The organism is Nocardia sp. NPDC050175, assembly GCF_044459885.1.
Classification (GTDB): domain Bacteria; phylum Actinomycetota; class Actinomycetes; order Mycobacteriales; family Mycobacteriaceae; genus Nocardia.
This window is the reverse complement of sequence record NZ_JBITJI010000010.1, coordinates 221,597-238,961: the sequence shown is the minus strand read 5'-3', so window position 1 is coordinate 238,961 and position 17,365 is coordinate 221,597. Positions and strand designations below refer to the sequence as shown.

17 protein-coding genes are annotated in these 17,365 nt (G+C 66.4%); 12 read left to right on the top strand and 5 right to left on the bottom strand.

Translation table 11 applies throughout. The annotated features are described in order from the left end of the window. Positions 1–6 precede the first annotated feature (6 nt). The 9 genes from ACIBK2_RS31260 (at position 7) to ACIBK2_RS31220 (ending at position 9,264) form a co-directional block, all read left to right on the top strand. A complete protein-coding gene (locus ACIBK2_RS31260; protein ID WP_357382274.1) occupies positions 7–1,341 on the top strand; it encodes a helix-turn-helix domain-containing protein in 1,335 nt (444 codons plus the stop codon). Between the two features lie 128 nt (positions 1,342–1,469). Then, complete coding sequence (locus tag ACIBK2_RS31255) at positions 1,470–2,384, top strand: ACP S-malonyltransferase (RefSeq protein ID WP_396972353.1); 915 nt, start codon at positions 1,470–1,472, stop codon at positions 2,382–2,384. Between the two features lie 118 nt (positions 2,385–2,502). Beyond that, complete coding sequence (acpM, locus tag ACIBK2_RS31250; RefSeq protein ID WP_150408150.1) at positions 2,503–2,802, top strand: meromycolate extension acyl carrier protein AcpM; 300 nt, start codon at positions 2,503–2,505, stop codon at positions 2,800–2,802. Between the two features lie 10 nt (positions 2,803–2,812). Then, positions 2,813–4,063 carry a KasA/KasB family beta-ketoacyl-ACP synthase gene (locus tag ACIBK2_RS31245; RefSeq protein ID WP_150408151.1) on the top strand — a complete coding sequence of 417 codons (1,251 nt, stop codon included), beginning with the start codon at positions 2,813–2,815 and terminating at the stop codon, positions 4,061–4,063. Positions 4,064–4,183: 120 nt separating this feature from the next. Then, complete coding sequence (locus ACIBK2_RS31240; protein WP_396972350.1) at positions 4,184–5,617, top strand: acyl-CoA carboxylase subunit beta; 1,434 nt, start codon at positions 4,184–4,186, stop codon at positions 5,615–5,617. A 168-nt stretch (positions 5,618–5,785) separates the two neighbouring features. Beyond that, positions 5,786–6,184, top strand: coding sequence for a hypothetical protein (locus tag ACIBK2_RS31235; RefSeq protein WP_396972348.1), 399 nt, complete (start codon positions 5,786–5,788; stop codon positions 6,182–6,184). A gap of 5 nt (positions 6,185–6,189) precedes the next feature. Then, positions 6,190–6,861: a TetR family transcriptional regulator gene (locus ACIBK2_RS31230; protein WP_396972346.1), complete on the top strand. Its 672-nt coding sequence runs from the start codon at positions 6,190–6,192 to the stop codon at positions 6,859–6,861. A gap of 179 nt (positions 6,862–7,040) precedes the next feature. Beyond that, positions 7,041–8,414, top strand: a complete 1,374-nt coding sequence (gene dctA, locus ACIBK2_RS31225) for a C4-dicarboxylate transporter DctA (RefSeq protein WP_396972344.1) — start codon at positions 7,041–7,043, stop codon at positions 8,412–8,414. Positions 8,415–8,781: 367 nt separating this feature from the next. Then, positions 8,782–9,264: a winged helix-turn-helix transcriptional regulator gene (locus tag ACIBK2_RS31220; protein WP_396972342.1), complete on the top strand. Its 483-nt coding sequence runs from the start codon at positions 8,782–8,784 to the stop codon at positions 9,262–9,264. Here the strand turns inward: ACIBK2_RS31220 and ACIBK2_RS31215 are convergent. After that, positions 9,237–9,932 carry a nitroreductase gene (locus tag ACIBK2_RS31215; RefSeq protein WP_396972340.1) on the bottom strand — a complete coding sequence of 232 codons (696 nt, stop codon included), beginning with the start codon at positions 9,930–9,932 and terminating at the stop codon, positions 9,237–9,239. The genes ACIBK2_RS31220 and ACIBK2_RS31215 overlap by 28 nt on opposite strands. Positions 9,933–10,095: 163 nt before the next feature. On the opposite strand from ACIBK2_RS31215, the gene ACIBK2_RS31210 reads away from it, so the two are divergent. Beyond that, positions 10,096–12,492, top strand: coding sequence for an Eco57I restriction-modification methylase domain-containing protein (locus ACIBK2_RS31210; protein ID WP_396972338.1), 2,397 nt, complete (start codon positions 10,096–10,098; stop codon positions 12,490–12,492). Here ACIBK2_RS31210 and ACIBK2_RS31205 read toward each other — a convergent pair whose 3' ends face one another. Further along, complete coding sequence (locus ACIBK2_RS31205; protein WP_396972336.1) at positions 12,493–13,116, bottom strand: TetR/AcrR family transcriptional regulator; 624 nt, start codon at positions 13,114–13,116, stop codon at positions 12,493–12,495. It lies immediately after the preceding gene. Between the two features lie 205 nt (positions 13,117–13,321). Between ACIBK2_RS31205 and ACIBK2_RS31200 the strand changes: the two genes are divergently transcribed. Together ACIBK2_RS31200 and ACIBK2_RS31195 are read left to right on the top strand one after the other, a co-directional pair. After that, positions 13,322–14,134, top strand: coding sequence for an SDR family NAD(P)-dependent oxidoreductase (locus ACIBK2_RS31200; RefSeq protein WP_396972334.1), 813 nt, complete (start codon positions 13,322–13,324; stop codon positions 14,132–14,134). Positions 14,135–14,238: 104 nt separating this feature from the next. Beyond that, a complete protein-coding gene (locus ACIBK2_RS31195; protein WP_396972332.1) occupies positions 14,239–15,234 on the top strand; it encodes a GAF domain-containing protein in 996 nt (331 codons plus the stop codon). A gap of 24 nt (positions 15,235–15,258) precedes the next feature. Here ACIBK2_RS31195 and ACIBK2_RS31190 read toward each other — a convergent pair whose 3' ends face one another. The 3 genes from ACIBK2_RS31190 to ACIBK2_RS31180 all read right to left on the bottom strand — a co-directional run bounded on the left by ACIBK2_RS31190 (position 15,259) and on the right by ACIBK2_RS31180 (position 17,313). After that, positions 15,259–15,444, bottom strand: coding sequence for a hypothetical protein (locus ACIBK2_RS31190; protein WP_396972330.1), 186 nt, complete (start codon positions 15,442–15,444; stop codon positions 15,259–15,261). A gap of 394 nt (positions 15,445–15,838) precedes the next feature. Beyond that, positions 15,839–16,354, bottom strand: coding sequence for a gamma carbonic anhydrase family protein (locus tag ACIBK2_RS31185; RefSeq protein ID WP_396972328.1), 516 nt, complete (start codon positions 16,352–16,354; stop codon positions 15,839–15,841). Then, entirely contained in the window at positions 16,351–17,313 is a 963-nt protein-coding gene (locus tag ACIBK2_RS31180) for a GlxA family transcriptional regulator (RefSeq protein ID WP_396972325.1), read from the bottom strand. The genes ACIBK2_RS31185 and ACIBK2_RS31180 overlap by 4 nt, the downstream gene beginning before the upstream one ends. Between the last annotated feature and the right edge of the window lie 52 nt (positions 17,314–17,365).

Genomic DNA, 17,365 nt, shown 5'->3' with positions numbered 1-17,365 from the left:
GATTGAATGGTGGACCGTAAACCGCCGCGGCCGCGACGGATCTCCGAGGGCTCTTCCGAGCACGAGGTGTATCTGCCGACGGGCGCGCTCTCCCCGAACCGGCAAACCCGCGACCCACTACCGGACACGCTGCTCAAGCGCGTGAAGCAGTTCTCAGGCCGTCTCTCTACCGAGGCGGTCGGGTCGATGCAGGATCGGTTGCCGTTCTTCGCCGATCTGGACGCCGCGCAGCGCGCCGGCGTCCAGATGCTGGTGCAGACCGCGGTGGTGAACTTCCTGGAATGGCTGCAGGACCCGGACAGCGACATCCGATTCAGCCTCGACGCGTTCCAGGTGATCCCGCAGGATCTGGCGCGGCGGCTGACGCTGCGCCAGACCGTGGACATGGTCCGGGTGGCCATGGAGTTCTTCGAACAGTGGCTGCCCGCGCTCGCGCGCAACGACCGGCAGCTGGTCGCGCTCACCGAGGCGGTGTTGCGGTACGGGCGTGAGCTCGGTTTCGCGGCCGCCTCGGTGTACGCCAGCGCCGCCGAATCGCGTGGCGCGTGGGACACCCGGCTGGAGGCGCTCGTCGTCGACGCCGTGGTGCGTGGTGACACCGGCCCGGACATGCTGTCGCGGGCCGCCACGTTGAACTGGGATGCCACCGCACCGGCAACGGTGCTGGTCGGCACCCCGCCCGGCGAGCAGGGCGTGTCATCGGTGGGTTCGGTGCACGCGATCGCCGCCAGGCACGGCCGCGCCGCGCTGGCAGTAGTACAGGGCACCAGGCTGGTGATGGTGGTCAGTGGCCACCTCGGCGACTCCTCTTATATATCGCCGTTTCTGGCAGACCTGCTGGCCGAGGTCTTTTCCGACGGTCCCGTCGTGATCGGCCCGACCACCCGCACGCTGGGTGCCGCGCACGCCAGCGCGGTCGAAGCGCTGGCCGGTATGGAGGCCGTGGTGGGCTGGCGCGGCGCGCCACGCCCGGTGCATGCGACCGAATTGCTGCCGGAACGCGCTTTGCTCGGCGATCGAGCTGCGATCGACGCGTTGAACGAGTATCTTGTCCTTCCGTTGGCCTCGGCGGGATCGTCACTGGCGGACACGCTCGAGGCCTATCTGGATTGCGGTGGAGCCGTCGAGACGTGCGCGCGTCAGTTGTACGTCCATCCAAATACCGTTCGCTACCGCCTCAAACGGATTGCCGAAATCACGGGACGTGATCCGATGAATCCGCGGGACGCGTATGTGCTCAGAATCGCCGCAACCGTGGGTCGTTTGACACGAACCCGTAACGAAACGTCAACACCTACCCCAGAGGCCACTCATTTCACATTGGGCGAAGAGGGCCTGTAACGGAATTCGTGGGACGTTCGATCCGGGTCGACCCACGTGGCCTTTTGTGGGACTCCCACAAAACGCGAGGGCAAGCTTCATTCGCGTCGACATCTCCGGCGAGGCACCTCACAGTGTTCTCTTAGGGAGTGATCGCGTTGTTCGCCCCTGGACAGGGGTCCCAGACTCCCGGCATGCTCGCGCCTTGGCTCGATCTCCCTGGCGCGCGTGACCGGCTTATCCTCTGGTCCATGGCCTCCGGCCTGGACCTGGTTCGCCTCGGCACCACCGCGACGGCGGAGGAGATTACCGATACGGCAGTGACCCAGCCACTCGTCGTGGCCGCCGCGTTGCTGGCCTATGCGGAAATCCCCACGGATGCGCTTCCGGCCGCTACCATCGTCGCCGGGCACTCGGTCGGTGAACTCGCCGCCGCCGCTGTCGCCGGGGTCATCTCCCCGGATGATGCGGTACGTTTGGCCGCCATCCGTGGTTCGGAGATGGCCAAGGCGTGTGCGTTGGAACCGACCGGCATGTCCGCGGTGCTCGGTGGCGATGAGGCCGCCGTGCTCGCTCGGCTCGCCGAACTCGACCTCGTTCCGGCCAACCGCAACGCGGTGGGCCAGATCGTGGCCGCGGGTCGGTTGGACGCGCTGGCGGAACTCGCCGCGAACCCGCCGGAGAAGGCACGGATTCGCGCGCTGCCCGTCGCGGGTGCTTTCCACACCGCGTTCATGGCACCGGCACAGGACGCTGTGACCGATGCCATATCGCAGATCGTGCCGAACAACCCGACTCGGATCCTGCTGTCGAACTTCGACGGCAAGCCGGTCACCTCGGGACGCGACGCGATCAACAAGCTTGCTGCCCAGGTTACCCGGCCCGTCCGGTGGGACCTGTGCACCGAAACCGTAAGGCAGGCAGAGGTTTCCATGGTGGCAGAGTTGCCACCGGCGGGCACCCTGGTCGGCATTGCGAAACGGGAGCTGAAGGGCACGCGCACAGTGGCCCTGAAGACCCCGGAAGACCTCCCCGCGTTGGCCGGGGTAAGCATCTCCGGCTAGCTTTCCTGCGCAGCCATGCATCGATATGCACGGTTGTGACCGAGCGGACGTAACCTTCGGCCGTCTCGATCCGAAAAACCAGTACACGCCCTACAAAGAACAAGAAGGGAGCCACGAAGTGGCCGCTCTGACCCAGGAACAAATCGTCGAGGAACTCGGCAAGATCATCGAAGAGGTGACGGGTATCGAACCCTCCGAGGTGACGATCGAGAAGTCCTTCGTCGATGACCTGGACATCGACTCGCTGTCCATGGTCGAGATCGCGGTGCAGACCGAGGACAAGTACGGCGTGAAGATCCCGGACGAGGATCTGGCGAGCTTGAAGACCGTCGGCGACGCTGTCGGCTACATCCAGAAGCTCGAGGCGGAGAACAGCGAAGCCGCCGCGGAGCTCAAGGCCAAGTTCGACGCCGAGTAGGGCTGACACTGTGACCACTCCTTCCACCTTGAACGGGAACTTCCCCAACGTCGTCGTCACTAGCCTGGCGGCGACCACGTCGATCGCTGGTGATGTCGATGCGACGTGGAAGGGACTCCTCAACGGCGAGAGCGGTATCGACGTTCTCGAGGATTCCTTCGTCGAGGAATACGACCTTCCGGTCCGCATCGGCGGTCACCTGAAGGTTCGGCCCGAGACCCTGCTGACCCGAGTCGAGTGCCGGCGCATGGCGTACGTCGAGCAGCTCGCGACCGTGCTCGGTCGCGAAGTCTGGCGTAACGCAGGCAGCCCGGAGGTCGACCCGGAACGGCTGGGTGTGGCCATCGGCACCGGGTTGGGTGGCGGCGACGCCCTCATCGACTCGGTCGACAAGCTGAAGAGCGGTGGCTATCGCAAGATTTCGCCGTTGGCTGTGCAGATGGTCATGCCGAACGGTCCTTCGGCCGTTGTCGGCCTCGAATTGAAGGCCAGGGCAGGAGTGGTCACTCCGGTCTCGGCATGCTCGTCCGGCTCCGAGGCCATCGCCAACGCATGGCGCATGATCGTCATGGGCGATGCCGACATGGTCGTCACCGGTGGTGTCGAGGGTTACATCGACGCGGTGCCGATCGCGGCGTTCAGCATGATGCGTGCCATGAGCACCCGCAACGACGATCCGAAGGGTGCCTCGCGTCCGTTCGACAAGGACCGCGACGGTTTCGTCTTCGGTGAGGCGGGTGCGCTGATGGTCGTCGAGACCGAGGAGCACGCCAAGGCGCGCGGTGCCACCATCCATGCTCGTCTGCTGGGTGCCGGTATCACGTCCGATGGTTTCCACCTGGTCGCTCCCGCCCCCGATGGCGTCGGTGCGGCCCGTGCGATGACCCGAGCGCTGCAGACCGCTGGTCTCACCGCGAAGGACATCACTCACGTCAACGCGCATGCGACCGCTACGCCGATCGGTGATACCGCCGAGGCGAACGCGATCAACCTGGCGATTGGCAAGCACGCTTCGGTCTACGCCCCGAAATCCGCACTGGGACACTCGATCGGCGCCGTCGGCGCGCTCGAGTCCGTACTCACCGTGCTCAGCATCCGGGACGGCATCGTCCCGCCGACGCTGAACCTGGAGAACCAGGATCCGGCGATCGATCTGGATGTGGTGCACGGCGAAGCTCGCCGTCAGGAGATCGAGTACGCGATCAACAACTCCTTCGGTTTCGGTGGGCACAACGTGGCGCTCGCCTTCGGTCGGGCATAACCGCCTGTATCGACTGCACGACGACCCCGGCGGGATCGGGCCAGCAGGTCCGATCCCGCCGGGGTTTCCACATTTGCAGCCGCGCCAGCGGTGCACTCATCGAGGTGAGGAGTAAACGCGATGACGATTATCGCTCCCGCGTTTCAACAGGGGACGGACCTGGATCCGCGCGATCCGCTCGGTCGACTACAGCGCTTCTTCGATCCCGGCACGCTGCTTCCGCTGCATCCCCGCGACAAGTCCGGTGTGCTCGCCGCCATCGGTGAGGTCGACGGTGTCCGCACCGTCGCCTACTGCTCCGACGCCACCGTGATGGGTGGCGCGATGGGCGTGGAGGGTTGCAAGCACATCGTCGACGCGATCGACACGGCCATCGACTCCGGTGTGCCGATCGTCGGCATCTGGCATTCCGGTGGCGCCCGGCTGGCCGAGGGGGTCGAGGCGCTGCACGCCGTCGGCCTGGTCTTCGAGGCGATGGTTCGCGCGTCCGGCCTGGTACCGCAGATTTCCGTGGTGGTCGGTTTCGCCGCGGGTGGCGCCGCATACGGTCCCGCGCTCACCGACATCGTGATCATGGCCCCCGAGGGCCGCATCTTCGTCACCGGACCCGACGTGGTGCGCAGCGTGACCGGCGAGCAGGTCGACATGGCGACCCTTGGCGGACCCGTGACGCACGGCAAGAAGTCCGGCGTCACCCATATCGTCGCCGATGACGAGGCCGACGCGGTGCATCGCGCGCGTCGTCTGGTGTCGATGTTCGCCGAGCAGGGCGAGTTCGATCTGGTCGCGGCCGAGCACGGCGACGTCGACCTCAAGGCGATGCTGCCGGAGTCGGCGAAGCGTGCCTATGACGTGAAGCCGATCATCCACGAACTGCTCGACAACGTCGACGGCGAAAGCTCGTTCGAGGAGCTGCAGGGCGGTTACGCGCGCAGCATCGTCACCGGTCTCGGCCGGTTGGCCGGGCGCACCGTCGGAGTGCTCGCCAACAACCCGATCCGCCTCGGTGGCTGCTTGAACTCCGAAAGTGCCGAGAAGGCAGCGCGTTTCGTGCGGCTGTGCAACTCGTTCGGCATTCCGCTCGTCGTGCTCACCGACGTTCCGGGGTACCTGCCCGGCGTCAGCATGGAGTGGGAAGGTGTGGTGCGTCGCGGCGCCAAGCTGCTGCACGCGTTCGCCGAGGCGCGGGTTCCCCGGGTCACCCTGGTCACCCGCAAGATCTATGGTGGCGCCTACATCGCGATGAACGCCCGTTCGCTCGGCGCGACCGCCGTGTACGCGTGGCCCGGATCCGAGGTCGCTGTGATGGGTGCCAAGGCCGCCGTCGGCATCCTGCACAAGAAGGCGCTGGCTGCCGCGCCTGAAGAGGAGCGCGAAGCACTGCATGAGCGTCTCACCGCTGAGCACGAGCGCATCGCGGGCGGCGTCGAACGAGCCGTCGCGATCGGCGTGGTGGACCAGGTGATCGACCCGGCGAAGACGCGCAGCATCATCGCCGCCGCGCTGGCCGCCGCACCGTCGCGGGCCAGCCACCTGAAGAACATTCCGCTCTGATCTGAGCTCTGAACAGTGGGCCCCGGGTATACCCGGGGCCCACTTTCGTTGTCCGGCAAGGACTCCGCGCCCCCGGCAGGATGTCGCGTCACTCACACACTTGAACGTGTTCAACAAACGGCCTAGTCTCATAGTTGAACACGTTCAAATAACTGAGGAGCTGGGACAATGAACCTTGTCGTCGTCACATACGCGGCCTACGCGACCATCAGCTTGGCGCTCACGTTCTGGGTGGCACGCACCCTGCACCACACCGGCGCACGGTTTCTGGTGGATGTCATGAATGGCGACAACGATCTCGCCGAAGTCGTGAATCGTCTGCTGGTCATCGGGTTCTGGCTCGTCAACGCGGGCTTCGTGGCGCTGGCGTTGCGCATCAGCGGCTCGGTCGACGATGTGCGCGTCGCGATCGAAGAACTCGCCATGAAGCTCGGCATGGTGCTGCTGGTGCTCGGTGGCATGCACTTCGCAAACCTGATCGCCCTGAACTCGATCCGCCGCAGCAGGCACCAGGAGAAGCAGGCCACCGTCCCTCCCGTTCCGGTCGCCGCGGCCACACTAGCCTGACTCGCATGACCCGCCCCGAGCCCGCGACCGCGCGCGGCGAGGAAACTCGCCGGCAGATCATCGACGCCGCCCTGCGCCTGTTCGAGCAGAACGGCTACACGAAGACCACGATGCGCGCGATCGCGGGCGAAGCCGGTGTCAGCGTCGGTAACGCCTACTACTACTTCACTTCCAAGGAACACCTGGTTCAGGGCTTCTACCAACAGGTCCAGACCCTGCACGAACAGCAGGTCAGGCAGACCACCCGCGGCGACTCGCTCGCCGCCCGATGGCAGACGATGGAACTGGCCTTCGTCGACGTAGCCGCCCCCTACCACGAGTTCGGCGGCAAGTTCTTCGCCAGCGCCGCCGAGCCCACCAGCCCACTGAGTCCATTCAGCGACGAAAGTCGGCCCGCCCGAGAGACATCCACCGCCATCATGCGCAACCTGGTCATCGGCGACGACGTCAAGGGTGACAAGCGGCTGATGGCCGAGCTGCCGAATCTGCTGTGGCTGGCCCACATGGGCATCGTCCTGTTCTGGGTCCACGACCGCAGCGCCAGCCAAGAACGCACCCGACTGCTGATCCGCCGGATCGCCCCGCTCGTCGAACGCGTCGTCGGGCTGTCGAGACTCCGGCCGCTGCGTGCCGTCCTGTACCCGGCCCTGGACCTCATCGAGGACCTCGCCAAGTAGCTCGGCTAGCCAGCGCGTCTGTTGGCCAGGATCTGCACTCTCTCTCGGGATCGGCACTCGGAATAGAGCCCTATTCCGAGTGCCGATCCCGAGAGTCAGTGCAGATCCTGGAACGAGGGGTTTTGGGGCGGCAACATCGGGGACATCGGTCGGATACATGGGGTTCGTACGGTTCGCGGATGAGCGTGACGATCGATTCCGTAGCCGCAACTGCGACCGTGCGGAAACCGCCCTGGTATCGGTCGCTGTTCGTGCAGCTGCTCGTTGCGATCGTGGCGGGGGTTGTGGTCGGGGCGTGCTGGCCGGGGGTCGGGGCGGATTTGAAGCCGTTGGCGGACGGGTTCATCAAGTTGATCAAGATGGTGATCGCGCCGATCATCTTTTGCACCGTGGTGCTCGGGATCGCGCATGTGGGGGACATGAAGGCGGTGGGGCGGATCGGGGTGAAGGCGCTGATCTACTTCGAGGTGGTCACCACGTTCGCGCTGCTGTTCGGGTTGGTGGTGGGCAATCTCGTCAAGCCCGGGACTGGCTTCGATATCGATCCGCAGACGTTGGCCACCGGTGCGGAGAAGATCGCGCGGACGACCAAGAACGGTGAACTGCCGCACACCGTCGACTTCCTGCTCAATATCATTCCGGCGTCGGTGGTTTCGGCGTTCGCGGAGAACGCGTTGCTGCAGGTGTTGTTCTTCGCCGTGCTGTTCGGGTTGGGGCTGGCGAAGTTCGGTGAGCACGGGCCGCCGGTGATCCTCGAAGGTATCGACCACATCGGGCGGGTCTTCTTCACCATCATCGGGTGGATCATGCGGTTGGCGCCGCTCGGCGCGTTCGGGGCGATGGCCTACATCGTCGGCCAGTACGGGCTGTCCTCGCTCGGCAGTTACGGCAAGCTGATTGCCTGCTGTTACCTTGCGGCACTGCTGTTTCTGCTGATTCTCGCGGTGGTGGCGCGGGTGTTCGCGGGGGTGAATCTGTGGAAATTCGTCAGGTACATCAAGGACGAATTGTTCCTCGCGCTCGGCACCGCATCGACCGAAGTTGTGTTGCCGCGCATCATGATCAAGCTCACCGAGGCCGGTTGTTCCAAGGCGACCACGGGACTTGTTGTGCCGACCGGATATTCGTTCAATCTCGACGGCGCGACGCTGTATTTGTCGATCTGCGTGCTGTTTCTGGCGCAGGCGCTCGGCGTCGACCTGAGTCTGGGGGAGCAGATCACCGCGGTCGGCGTACTGATGCTGACCTCGAAAGGCATGGCGGGCGTGCCGGGTTCGTCGTTCCTGGCGCTGTCGGCCACCATTACCGCGATCGGTCACGGCTCCATTCCGGTGGCCGCGGTCGCGCTGCTGCTCGGCGCGGACCGCATCATGGACTCGATGCGGGTCACGGTGAATCTGCTCGGCAACTGCGTCGCCACCTTCGTCGTCGCGAAGTGGGAGGGGCAGTTGGACACCGAACGGATGCGCAAGGTGCTCGACGGGGAGGATGTGCCACCGCTGGAAGAGGCCGATCCGATGTCGGAGTGCGCGCTGGAGAAGGCGACGCCGTGAACGGCTACTGGCAAAGCCCCGCTCGCAATTGCGTCGCCACCTTCGTCGTCGCGAAGTGGGAGGGACAGTTGGATACCGAGCGGGATGCGCAAGGTGCTCGACGGGGAGGATGTGCCGTCGCTCGAAGAGGCCGATCCGATGTCGGAGTGCGTGCTGGAGAAGGCGACGCCGTGAACGGCTACCGGCAACGCCCTGCTCGGCAATTGCGCCGCCGCGAAGTGGGAGGGCGGATACCGAGCGGATGCGCAGGATGCCCGATGGAGCACGTGACGCTGCTGGAGGAAGCAGATCCGATGTCGGAGTGCGCGCTCGAGACGGTGACTCCATGAGCGGCTGCTACCGGACCCTCGCTCGGTAGCATCGAGAAGTGCGCTACGAAGAACTTGCCGACGTGCCGTGCTCGATCACGCGCCCGCTCGTGATCTTCGGCGACCGCTGGACCCTGCTGATCCTGAAATTCGCGTTCTCCGGCATCCGCCGCTTCAACGGGTTCCAGAGTGCGCTCGGCATCTCGCGCAGCCGCCTGCAGGACCGCCTGGACCGGTTGATCGAACACGAGATCCTGGTGAAGAAGAAGGCCGCGGTCGGCGCGCACGAGGAGTACCGGCTCACCCAGAAGGGCCATGACATCTATCCGATCCTCATGGCCATCCGGGATTGGGGCGACACCTACATGGCGCCCGACGGCCCGCCCGTGCGCTACACCCACCAGGGCTGCACGGGCGAGGCGCACGCGAACCTCGAATGCGACGTGTGCGGCCAGGTGCTGACCGCCCGCGACGTGCTGCCCGAGGCCGGGCCGGGGCTGCTCGAGCCCGAGGTTCAGTCGGTGAACCAGGTCGCTACCTGAGCCAGGTCCTCGCGAGAGGTGCGGAACCCGTTGACCGGATGTTCGGTGTCCGGGTAGCCGAAGGAGATCCCGGCGACCACGCGGCGATTGTCCGGGATGCCGAAGTAGGCGCGGATGAACGGTGCGTACGACGCCAGCGCCGCCTGCGGGGCCGCCCCGAGGCCTAGGCTTTGCGCCCCGAGCAGGAAGTTACCGATGTAGGCGCCGCAGTCGACGGCACCGTAGACGCCGATGTCCGCCTCGGTGGTCACGATCGCCACATGCGGTGCGTCGAACAGTTCGAAGTTGCGCACAGCCTGCCGCATCGTCTTCTCGTTATCGCCCTTGCTGATACCGACACTGTCGTACAACTGCATGCCACACTCGCGCCGACGATCCCGGAACACCCCGGTGTACTGCGCCGGAAACGGGAAATCCGGTTCCGGCGTTGCGGTTTGGATGTGCGCGAGCAACTCCTCGCGGAACCGATCGGTGCCCGCCCCTTCGGTCAGCACCACCTCCCACGGCTGAGTGTTGCACCAGGAGGCCGTGCGCTGCGCCAGCCGCAGCAGCGTCTCGACGACCTCCCGCGGCACCGGATCAGCCAGGAACTGCCGACACGTCCAACGCTCATCGAGCACCTTGGCCAACACCGAGTACTGTTCGGTGCCCACATCCGCTGCCGTCATCCCCACACCTCCATTTGGTCCCATTATGAGACCGAACGTTAGCATCGAAAGTGCCAGTGCGAAATGGTCGCGAAGCGGTCTGTACCAGCGCTATGGCCCAGGCCCGGGACCAGTGCTCGCCATTGCCCTGAATGCCGGGCTCTGACAAGGCAGAATCCACCGCATGGCGTCCGGAGCCCCCGCCGCACGGGATCGCAAGCGGCACGGCAGGCACTACACGCCGCCCGAGCTCGCGCGCTTCCTGGCCGGACGGCTGCTCACCCACGTGCCGCCGCCGGCATCCGGGGTCCTGCGGGTACTCGATCCGGCGTGCGGTGACGGGGAGCTACTGTTCGCGTTGCGGGACGAGGCCGCGATCCGGCTGCCGGGGGTCCGGGTCGAGCTGACCGGGTACGACCTCGACGCAGCGGCCCTCGCGGTGGCGCGAGCGCGGAACGCGGGGGATGGGGTCGACTGGCATGTCGGCGACTTCCTCACGGCATCAGAGGAACTCGCAGCGGGATCATTCGATGCCGTGATCACGAACCCGCCATATGTGCGCACCCAACAGCTAGGCGGGGCGACCGCCCAACTGCTCAGTAAGCAGTTCGGGTTGCGCGGGCGAATCGACCTCACGCACCCGTTCGTCGCAACACTGCCCCGATTGCTATGCCCGGGTGGTGTGCTCGGGTTGTTGTGCGCCAACAGGTTTCTGACAACCAAGGCAGGCGCGAACATTCGCCGATTGCTGCTCGCCGAGCTGACACCGGTCGAGCTGTACGACCTGGGCGACACCAAGTTGTTCGAGGCTGCCGTGCTGCCCGCGATCACCATCGCGACTCGTGGCGGGGTCGGCGAATGCCGGTACGTCTCCGCGTACGAGGTCGAGGACGGCGAAATCGCCTCGAAGACCGACCTTTTCGGCGCCCTGCTCGGTGATCGTGGTTGCCTGGTCGCGCACAGCGGACGAACCTTCGCGGTCGAGGTCGGCAGCCTAGTCACCGGACATGCGACACGTTCGAGATTGGAAACCGCAGGGGTGCAGGAGGTTTCCTCGATAGAACGCGCTGCGAACCCTGATTCGAACGCCCACCTACAGTCCGACGGTCCGCTGCAACCTGATAGGCCGAGCATCAACCTTCAAGCCGAGGGACCGCGCCAACCCGACGAGCCGAGTGCCAACTTTCGGGCCGAGGGTCTGCTGCGACTTGATGGGCCGGGGGAGGGCCTGCGAGGCGAGGGGCCATTGCAATCTGACGGGTCGGGCGTGGATCTGGGGGTCGAGGGAGCGCAGGAATCCGTCGGGCCGGGGCTGAATCTGCGGGCCGAGCGTTCGCAGCAGTCTGATGAGCTGAGCGGGCACCTACGGGCCGAGGATTCGCGGGAAGCTGATGGGTCGGGCGTGGATCTGGGGAATGGGGCAGCGCTGCGACCTGATGAGCCGAGCGGGCCCCCGCGGGTCGAGGGACCGCTGCGACCTGATGGGCCGAGTGCGGACTTTCGGGCCGAGGGGCCGCGGCAGCCTGATGGGCCGGGCGTGGATCTAAGGGCCGAGAGCGCGCAGCAGCCAGGTGGGCCGGGCACTGACCTCCGGAGCGACGGACCGCAGGATCCTGATGGGTTGGGGGTGAATCTGCGGGCCGAAGGGGCGCGGCAACTCGGATCGAATCTCGCGCGACAGTTGCCGCCGGATCCGCCGTCCAACCAGTCCGGACGCCGGAAAGCCTTGCGGCGCAGTGCGGAACCCGAGACTGCGTGGCGCATGTCGAACGCCGAGGTTGATTCCTGGCTTGCTGGGATCGCGGCGGCGACCTGGCGGACGTTCGGTGAGGTCGGGCGAATTCGGGTGGGGATCAAGACGACTGCTGACAAGGTGTTCATTTCCGATCGGTGGTCTGATGTCGAGCCGCCGCCTGAACCGGAGCTACTACGCGAGCTGATCACCCATCATGACCTCGAACCGTGGTGCGTCGCCCGAGCGCACGACACCCGCGTGCTCTATCCCTACGATCTGACGCGGCCGAACCGTACGCCGATCGATCTGAATGAATTTCCCTGTGCCGCTGAGTATCTGCGCACCCACAAGGACACTCTCGCGGCGCGTCACTACCTCGGTCCGAGTGGCCGCGAATGGTTCGAGATATGGGTGCCGCAGCGTCCGCATCTGTGGCGGGAGCCGAAGGTGGTGTTTCCGGATATCAGTGATCGACCGCGATTCGCGCTCGATCGATCGGGCGCGGTGGTGAACGGCGACTGTTATTGGATCTCGCTACCCGACCTGGCGGAAACCCCGTCTGATGCCGAGCGGCTCGCGTATCTACTTATGGGCGTGGCGAATTCGGCGCTCGGACTGCGGTTCTACGACGCGGTTTGTGGGAATCGCCTGTATTCGGGCAGGCGTCGGTGGATCACCCAGTACGTATCGCGATTGCCGCTGCCGAACCCGGGATCGGCGCACGCAGCGACCATCATCGAGCTGGCCCGCGAGTTCGTCGACGGCCGATCGCTGGACGCGGCAGCTCGGGCCGATCTCAACGAGCGGGTGGCCGCGGCGTTCGGGGTTTCGCCGCCCGCACTCTGATTATGCGGTGACGTGCACGCCCACCATGGGCATCAACGTCCGGCGCGCGAACTCGCGCGCGGCATCCCGATCGGCGACGGGAATGAGCCCGTCCGGAGTGAGCGCCAGCGACAGCGCGAGCCGAGCCATGATCTCGGCGACCAGGTCGGCATCGAAATCGTGGGTGCTCTCGGTATCCCGCAGCTCGCGCAGCTTCTCCGCCAGGTAGCTGCGGCCGACGGCCAGGATCGGTCCCGCGTCGGTGGTCAGCCGGGGCAGGATCAGGTCCGGCTCGGTGCGCAGCAGCCGGCGCAGCAACTCGTTGTTCGCGATGGCGGTGATGAACGCGACAAAGATCTCCACCAGCTGGTCCTCGGTGCCGGTGACGGCCCGCACCTGCTTGTCGATCATCGCGACGAAGCGCTGCGCTTCCCGCACGCTCACGGCCTCTACCAGCTCGTTCTTCGATTCGAAGCGGCGGTAGAGGGTGGCGGGGCTGATGCCTGCACGCCGGGCGATCTCGCCCATGCTGGTCCGTTTGATGCCGAAGTCCAGGAAGGCCGAGAGCGCGCTTTCCAGGAGTTTTTCGCCATCGGCGACGGGCTTGTCCAGGATGCGCTGCAGCATGGGCGGGACAGTTGGCATCTGGTCTCCAGTCGATTCGCGCGAGGGCCGGGCGTGCGGGATGGCGTCGCGACGGTGCGGGTGATGGACCTTCATTATTTCACCGGCGTGCGGCGGCCTGGTCGCGGATCGCCGGAATGGGGCATAGGTCGCGCGCCCAGCTTCGGGTGGTTAGCCTTCATGGATATCCGATTTGGATGTCGGATGGGTTGGAAAGGGTTGAGCCGTGGCATATTTCGCGGATCGGGTGGTCGCGATCACGGGTGCCGGCGCAGGCATCGGCCGCGAACTGGCCCTGGCGCTGGCCCGCGACGGCGCGTTGCTCGCGCTGTCGGACAAGTCGGCCGACGCCGTCGCCGAGACCAAAGAACTCTGTGCTGCCGTCGGCCAAGAGCCTACGACCACCACCCTCGACGTCACCGATCGGTCCGCCGTCCTCGACCACGCCGCGGCGACCGTAGGGCACTACGGCCGGGTCGAGGCGCTGTTCAACAACGCCGGGATCCTGCACGTCGGCGGGGTGGTGGAGTCGCCGTTCAGCGATTTCGAGCAGGTGATGGACGTGGACTTCTGGGGAGTCGTCAACGGCACCAAAGCCTTTCTGCCGCATCTGCTGACCGCCGAGCGGGCGCATGTGGTGAACATGTCCTCGGCCTTCGGGCTGGTCGGGGTGGCGCAGCACGCGCCGTACAACGCGGCGAAGTTCGCGGTGCGCGGGTTCACCGACTCGCTGCGCCAGGACATGCGGGCCGCGGGCGGCAAGGTTCGGGTGACCGCGGTGTATCCGGGCGGGGTGCTCACCACCATCGCGCGGTCGGCGAGCGTCGCGCCCGGCGTCGACGCCGCGGCGGTCGCCCGGCGTTTCGAGGCGCATGTCGCGCGCACCAGCCCGGCCGCGGCGGCCAAGACGATCCTGCGCGGGGCCGCGCGCGGCGAGGCCAAGGTTCTTGTCGGACTGGACGCCCTTCTTGTGGACCTGGTCACAAGGTTCGCTGGCTCGTACCACGAACGGGTGCTGGACATGGTATTTCGTTCCTGACCGTGCGGAACCGCGCGATCAGGAACGGGTGATGTTGAAATGTCAACTGGTCGAACGCTTCTCGCGGCAGTAACTGATCGGGCGCGATCGATCGGACGCGGCTGATGGCGAAATGGATCCTGGTCGAATGCTTTTCGGGCACGCCGGGCAAGGTGATCGCGTTCGGTGCCGCGCCGAAATCCTTCGTGCCGCTGAGCAATATCCTGCGTAACCCGCTCTCGCTCGCTGACGCGGAAGCCGCACTCGCGCAGGCCTGTCGGACTCGCGCCCTGGTCGCGCGGGTATCGGACGACGGCCGCCGCACCGTGCGAGCCGAACCACTGCTGATCACGCCGGAACGAGCGCATGCCGTTCGACTGTGGATCGGGCCGGTGACGGAACCGCTGCCTGCGCGAGAACCGGTGGGCGCGTGGTACTTCAACCTCACCACCAATCGATCGGTGCGCAGCGTGGACCTGCTCGATCTGTACGGCGTCGCGCCCGAGGACCGGGAGGCGGAACTGGCCATCGCGGGCGCGTTCACCCGGCTGGTCACCAATCGGGACGAGAGCGAGGCGCTGGCGAAGATCGTGAATTCCGCGCCGGGCACCGAACATCAGGCGGTATGGACGGTCCGCCGCGACGACGATGCCTTGCGCGCAGGGCATTTCGCCTGCCGGATCATCCTCGAGGTCGATGCGGCCGGGCGCAGGGAGGTGCTGTTTCGCGGAGTGACCCAGGACATCGGTGCCGCGACCTCGGTGCCTGCCGCGCCGCCGCCGATGATTCTGGAATATCGGCTGCTGGAAGCGTCCACCGCGCCGGGGGAGTATCGCGCGATCGTGAATCTGCGCTCGTTGCAACTGATTCGCTGGATCGGGCCGCCGATGCCGAGTATCGCCTGGGCGGATCTGCCCGGTCAGCCGCCGCCGCAGATTCATCCGGACGATCTGGCGGCGGCACAGGAGATGTCACGGGAGTTGGCGCGGCATCGCACCGAGGGCACGGTGCGGCTGCGGCGCACCGATGGTGGGTGGCAGCCGGTGCGGGTTCGGGCCGCGCTGATGGCGTTGGATCAGCACACCACGGCTGGACTGGCCACGGTCACCGCCGTCGAGTGACATGCGGTGACCGTGGGTTCGGGTTCACTGACGCGGTAAGTTCAGCGCCGCCATTTCCTGCTCGATCGCATTGGCGGCGAAATCTACCCCGCTGGAACGCAATTCATGGACTCGCCGTTGTAGTGCCTCGACGCCGCCCGGCTGGGCCGCGATGTCGGCAACGCTGATCCGCCCCGTGGACCGGTGCATATTCGCCTGCACGTAAGCCATCACCGATACCTCCTGCCTTGCACGCTCACGACTTCGCCTCGCTGACGCTCGGCTGCGTCGTGCGCGATCGCGCGCTGCCTCTCCGGTTCGCTCGCTACGCTCACTCACGACATCGTCTGGCTGACGCCAGCTCCATCGTGTGCGATCGCGCGCCGCGTCTTCAGCTCGCTACGCTCACTCACAACTTTGCCATGGTCGGCTCCGTCGTGTGCGACCGTGCGCTGCGATTCGGTTCGCTCGCTTCGCTCGCTTACGGACCCATCGACCCAGATGGGCTAACCACTGCGCTACAAGCCGCACGACTACCGTTTCGGCAGGAGACCCCGGGTCACCGGGCACGCTGGCGAAATGTTATCAGCGATTCCTGTTGGTCACTTGACCAGTGTGCGCTGTCTCACACCTCTTTTGCCGTACGGTGATTGGCCGTGTTGTGTAGGTACACAGCCCCGTTCAGCCGAATGCCGTCTTGCTCGGCCTCGCTGAGTTCGCGCCGGACCTTGCCGGGCACACCGGCGACGAGTGACCCCGGCGGAATCTGCGCGCCCTCCGGAATCAGCGCGTTGGCCGCGATCAGGCTGCCCGCGCCGATCACCGCGCCGTTGAGCACGGTGGCGCCCATCCCGACCAGCACATCGTCGCCGACCGTGCAGCCGTGCAGGATCGCGTTGTGCCCCACCGAAACCCCGCTGCCGACGGTGAGCGGGAAGCCCGGATCGGCGTGCAGCACGCAGCCGTCCTGAATGTTGGTCCGCTCGCCGACGCTGACCTCCTCGAGGTCGCCACGCAGCACGGCGCCGTACCAAACACTCACCTCGGCCGCGAGCCGCACCCGGCCGATCACCGTTGCGTTGGGCGCGACCCAGGCGCTCTCGTCGATCTCCGGGGCGAACTCGCCGATCTGAATCCTCATGCGGTCGAACTTAACCGTGCGCCCTGGAACAACGCGCGGTGGGCGGCGGGGCTGGTGCCGAGGATGCGGTGGAAGTGGTGGCGCAGGCTGACCGCGGTGCCGAAGCCGGTGTCGGTGGCGATGCGTTCCATGGTGTCGTCGGTGGTTTCCAGCAGCAGCCTGGCGCGGTCGGCGCGCTGGTGCAGCAGCCACTGCTGCGGGCTGTTTCCGGTGCGGTCGCGGAAGCGGCGGGTGAAGGTGCGCCGCGACATCAGCGCGATGCGGGCCCAGCCGTCCAGGTCGATCGCTTCGCTGAGATGTGTTCGGGCCCAGACCATCGCACGTTCGATCGGGTCGTCGTCGGTGGCGTCGGGGACCGCGATGGGGATGTACTGGGCTTGCGAGCCGCTGCGGTGCGGCGCGGTGACCAGGTCTCTGGCCAGTTCGGTCGCGGCGCGGCTGCCGAGGTCGTTGCGGACGAGGTGCAGGCAGCAGTCGAGGGCGGCGGCGACGCCCGCCGAGGTGATCACGTCGCCCAGGTCGGACCAGAGGGTGTCGGCGCGGACCCGGACCGCGGGGCAGGCGCGGGCCAGGGCGGCGGCGCCGGCCCAGTGGGTGGTGACCTCGCGGCCGTCGGCCAGGCCGCTGGCGGCGATCGCCCACGAGCCGAGGCACAGGCCGACGATCCGCGCGCCCGCGGTGTGCGCCTGGTGCAGGGCGGTGCGCAGTTCCTTGGACAGCGGCATGTCGCGTTCCCAACTGGGGATGATCACCGTGTCCGCGCGGACCAGGCGATCGAGACCGTGTCGCACTTGGATATCGAAACCCGCTGGGGTGCGCAGACTTCCGGGTCTTTCGGCGCACACGTCGACCTGGTAGGGCGCCGGTCCGCCGATGCCGACCCGGCCGAAAACGAGGCTCGGCACGGACAGATGGAAGGGGCTCATGCCGTCATAGGCGAGAACGGCCACGGTATGCATGGCCCGATTTTAGCGGTAGGCGGCTCTCGGGCCACTGTTGGGCGCTCCGGCG